Raw genomic sequence first — 5187 nt, 5'->3', positions numbered from 1 at the left:
TTAAAAGAAGTCCGGCGGTGTCCTACTCTCCCACAGGGTCCCCCCTGCAGTACCATCGGCGCTGTGAGGCTTAGCTTCCGGGTTCGGAATGTAACCGGGCGTTTCCCTCACGCTATGGCCGCCGAAACACTATTGATGTTTCAATCAAACCTATAGACAAATCATTGTTGTCTGTAGGGTTCTCGACCGTACATCGAGAACCACTCAGTGGACGCGTAGCACCAACAAACGGTGTGTTATCAAGTCATCGGCTTATTAGTACCAGTCAGCTGCATGCATTGCTGCACTTACACATCTGGCCTATCAACCCAGTAGTCTGGCTGGGAGCCTCTCACCCGAAGGTATGGAAATCTCATCTTGAGGCCGGCTTCCCGCTTAGATGCTTTCAGCGGTTATCCATCCCGAACGTAGCTAATCAGCGGTGCTCCTGGCGGAACAACTGACACACCAGAGGTTCGTCCAACCCGGTCCTCTCGTACTAGGGTCAGATCCTCTCAAATTTCCTACGCGCGCAGCGGATAGGGACCGAACTGTCTCACGACGTTCTAAACCCAGCTCGCGTACCGCTTTAATGGGCGAACAGCCCAACCCTTGGGACCTACTCCAGCCCCAGGATGCGACGAGCCGACATCGAGGTGCCAAACCATGCCGTCGATATGGACTCTTGGGCAAGATCAGCCTGTTATCCCCGAGGTACCTTTTATCCGTTGAGCGACAGCGCTTCCACAAGCCACTGCCGGATCACTAGTCCCGACTTTCGTCCCTGCTCGACCTGTCAGTCTCACAGTCAAGCTCCCTTGTGCACTTACACTCGACACCTGATTGCCAACCAGGTTGAGGGAACCTTTGGGCGCCTCCGTTACATTTTGGGAGGCAACCGCCCCAGTTAAACTACCCACCAGGCACTGTCCCTGAACCGGATTACGGTTCGAAGTTAGATATCCAGAGTGACCAGAGTGGTATTTCAACAATGACTCCACAAGAACTAGCGTCCCTGCTTCACAGTCTCCCACCTATCCTACACAAGCCACACCGAACACCAATACCAAGCTGTAGTAAAGGTCACGGGGTCTTTCCGTCCTGCTGCGCGTAACGAGCATCTTTACTCGTAATGCAATTTCGCCGAGTTCGCGGTTGAGACAGTTGGGAAGTCGTTACGCCATTCGTGCAGGTCGGAACTTACCCGACAAGGAATTTCGCTACCTTAGGATGGTTATAGTTACCACCGCCGTTTACTGGGGCTTAAATTCTCAGCTTCGCCTTGCGGCTAACCGGTCCTCTTAACCTTCCAGCACCGGGCAGGCGTCAGTCCGTATACATCGTCTTGCGACTTGGCACGGACCTGTGTTTTTAGTAAACAGTCGCTACCCACTAGTCTCTGCGGCCACCACACCCTTTTCGGAGCAAGTCCGTATAAGTGGATGGCCCCCCTTCTCCCGAAGTTACGGGGGCATTTTGCCGAGTTCCTTAACCACGATTCTCTCGATCTCCTTGGTATTCTCTACCTGACCACCTGAGTCGGTTTGGGGTACGGGCGGCTAGAACCTCGCGTCGATGCTTTTCTTGGCAGCATAGGATCATCCACTTTTTATCCGCATCGTGTCTCAGCCTATGTGAACGGCGGATTTGCCTACCGTTCGGCCTACGCACTTGCACCAGGACAACCATCGCCTGGCATGGACTACCTTCCTGCGTCACACCTGTTAATACGCTAACCGCACCAGCATGGGGTCGTACGCTAGGCCCCACGGCGAACCCCGAAGGGTCCAATGTGAGGATTCAGATACTTAGCACTACGGGATTAGTTTGGGCGGTTCTTCGCCGGTACGGGAATATCAACCCGTTGTCCATCGACTACGCCTGTCGGCCTCGCCTTAGGTCCCGACTTACCCAGGGAAGATTAGCTTGACCCTGGAACCCTTGGTCTTTCGGAGGACGTGTTTCTCACACGTCTTTCGCTACTCATGCCTGCATTCTCACTCGTGTAGCCTCCACGGCTGGTTTACACCGCCGCTTCGCTGGCCACACGACGCTCTCCTACCCATCAACACGGCTGGACCACGAAGGCCTACCAATAATGTCAATGCCACAACTTCGGTGGCGTGCTTGAGCCCCGTTACATTGTCGGCGCGGAATCACTTGACCAGTGAGCTATTACGCACTCTTTCAAGGGTGGCTGCTTCTAAGCCAACCTCCTGGTTGTCACAGCAACTCCACATCCTTTCCCACTTAGCACGCGCTTTGGGACCTTAGTTGGTGGTCTGGGTTGTTTCCCTCTCGACTATGAAGCTTATCCCCCACAGTCTCACTGCTGCGCTCTCACTTACCGGCATTCGGAGTTTGGCTGACGTCAGTAACCTTGTAGGGCCCATCGGCCATCCAGTAGCTCTACCTCCGGCAAGAAACACGCAACGCTGCACCTAAATGCATTTCGGAGAGAACCAGCTATCACGAAGTTTGATTGGCCTTTCACCCCTATCCACAGCTCATCCCCTCAGTTTTCAACCTAAGTGGGTTCGGTCCTCCACGACGTCTTACCGTCGCTTCAACCTGGCCATGGATAGATCACTTCGCTTCGGGTCTAGGACATGCGACTGAATCGCCCTATTCAGACTCGCTTTCGCTACGGCTACCCCACACGGGTTAACCTCGCCACATATCGCTAACTCGCAGGCTCATTCTTCAAAAGGCACGCTGTCACACCTGCTAGGGGTGCTCCAACGGTTTGTAAGCAAACGGTTTCAGGTACTATTTCACTCCCCTCCCGGGGTACTTTTCACCTTTCCCTCACGGTACTTGTCCGCTATCGGTCATCTGGGAGTATTTAGGCTTATCAGGTGGTCCTGACAGATTCACACGGGATTTCACGGGCCCCGTGCTACTTGGGATACTCTTCGCGCCACGGTTGGCATTTCGACTACGGGGTTGGCACCCTCTATGACCGGCCTTTCAAGACCGTTCGTCTATACCATCGTGTAACGCCGCCACCTCGGCAGAGATGACTGAAAAGTCCCACAACCCCCAACGTGCAACGCCTGCCGGCTATCACACACGCTAGGTTTAGCCTGTTCCGGTTTCGCTCGCCACTACTAACGGAATCGCGGTTGCTTTCTCTTCCTGTGGGTACTGAGATGTTTCACTTCCCCACGTTCCCTCTACCCGCCCTATATATTCAGGCGGGAGTCACTAGGTCGGCACGCCGCCCAGCGGGGTTTCCCCATTCGGACACCCTCGGATCAAAACTTGCTTATCAGTTCCCCGAGGCTTATCGCAGATTGCTACGTCCTTCTTCGGCTCCAGATGCCAAGGCATCCACCGTTTGCTCTTAAAGACTTGAAATCACATGAGTTTGAATCAGAATCGACACCAGACCCCGAAAGGTCCGGCATGAAATTGACTAATGATCTTTAAGATCATCTTGTGCAACCGATCAAAGATCGGCTGCAAGATGCTCGCGTCCACTGTGTAGTTCTCAAAGTACGGGCGGTACCCCTTCTCGCAACCCCACACGGGGGAAACAACAAGAGGCCCAGAGGAGACAGAACGACCCAAAGGCCGGCCCGGTCCCTCAGGACCCAACAGCGTGCAGACACCGGCCCCCTCACCCAGAACCTTCCAACCGCAAGCGGCGTACTAGCTCCGAGATCAGATCTCGATGTCATGTCAAATGTTCCACCCATGAGCTCCCAGCGAAGAACGTATGCCTTCGATCTGGGTTCTGGACACCTACAAGAGGTGTCAGATGCTCCTTAGAAAGGAGGTGATCCAGCCGCACCTTCCGGTACGGCTACCTTGTTACGACTTAGTCCTAATTACCGATCCCACCTTCGACGGCTCCCTCCACAAGGGTTAGGCCACCGGCTTCAGGTGTTACCGACTTTCATGACTTGACGGGCGGTGTGTACAAGACCCGGGAACGTATTCACCGCAGCGTTGCTGATCTGCGATTACTAGCGACTCCGACTTCATGAGGTCGAGTTGCAGACCTCAATCCGAACTGGGACCGGCTTTTTGGGATTCGCTCCACCTCACGGTATTGCAGCCCTTTGTACCGGCCATTGTAGCATGCGTGAAGCCCAAGACATAAGGGGCATGATGATTTGACGTCATCCCCACCTTCCTCCGAGTTGACCCCGGCAGTATCCCATGAGTTCCCACCATTACGTGCTGGCAACATAGAACGAGGGTTGCGCTCGTTGCGGGACTTAACCCAACATCTCACGACACGAGCTGACGACAACCATGCACCACCTGTTTACGAGTGTCCAAAGAGTTGACCATTTCTGGCCCGTTCTCGTATATGTCAAGCCTTGGTAAGGTTCTTCGCGTTGCATCGAATTAATCCGCATGCTCCGCCGCTTGTGCGGGTCCCCGTCAATTCCTTTGAGTTTTAGCCTTGCGGCCGTACTCCCCAGGCGGGGAACTTAATGCGTTAGCTGCGTCACGGAATCCGTGGAATGGACCCCACAACTAGTTCCCAACGTTTACGGGGTGGACTACCAGGGTATCTAAGCCTGTTTGCTCCCCACCCTTTCGCTCCTCAGCGTCAGTTACGGCCCAGAGATCTGCCTTCGCCATCGGTGTTCCTCCTGATATCTGCGCATTCCACCGCTACACCAGGAATTCCAATCTCCCCTACCGCACTCTAGTCTGCCCGTACCCACTGCAGGCCCGAGGTTGAGCCTCGGGATTTCACAGCAGACGCGACAAACCGCCTACGAGCTCTTTACGCCCAATAATTCCGGATAACGCTTGCGCCCTACGTATTACCGCGGCTGCTGGCACGTAGTTAGCCGGCGCTTTTTCTGCAGGTACCGTCACTTTCGCTTCTTCCCTGCTAAAAGAGGTTTACAACCCGAAGGCCGTCATCCCTCACGCGGCGTTGCTGCATCAGGCTTCCGCCCATTGTGCAATATTCCCCACTGCTGCCTCCCGTAGGAGTCTGGGCCGTGTCTCAGTCCCAGTGTGGCCGGTCACCCTCTCAGGCCGGCTACCCGTCGACGCCTTGGTGAGCCATTACCTCACCAACAAGCTGATAGGCCGCGAGCCCATCCCCAACCAAAAAATCTTTCCAACAACTGGCCATGCGGCCGTTGTTCGTATCCAGTATTAGACGCCGTTTCCAGCGCTTATCCCAGAGTCAGGGGCAGGTTGCTCACGTGTTACTCACCCGTTCGCCACTGATCC

At 54.8% G+C, this 5187-nt stretch carries 3 rRNA genes; all 3 read right to left on the bottom strand.

The window, feature by feature from the left end:
* Positions 1-9: 9 nt before the first annotated feature.
* Positions 10-126: ribosomal RNA gene (gene rrf, locus ACI3KT_RS18465) — 5S ribosomal RNA — on the bottom strand.
* Positions 127-235: 109 nt separating this feature from the next.
* Positions 236-3339 (bottom strand): 23S ribosomal RNA (locus ACI3KT_RS18460).
* Positions 3340-3753: 414 nt separating this feature from the next.
* Positions 3754-5187: ribosomal RNA gene (locus tag ACI3KT_RS18455) — 16S ribosomal RNA — on the bottom strand; the annotation flags it as partial.

The organism is Microbacterium sp. ZW T6_19, from assembly GCF_044987465.1.
In the GTDB taxonomy this organism is placed as follows: Bacteria; Actinomycetota; Actinomycetes; order Actinomycetales; family Microbacteriaceae; genus Microbacterium; species Microbacterium natoriense_A.
The sequence above is the reverse complement of the archived record's forward strand: the minus strand, read 5'-3'. Positions and strand labels throughout refer to the sequence as shown.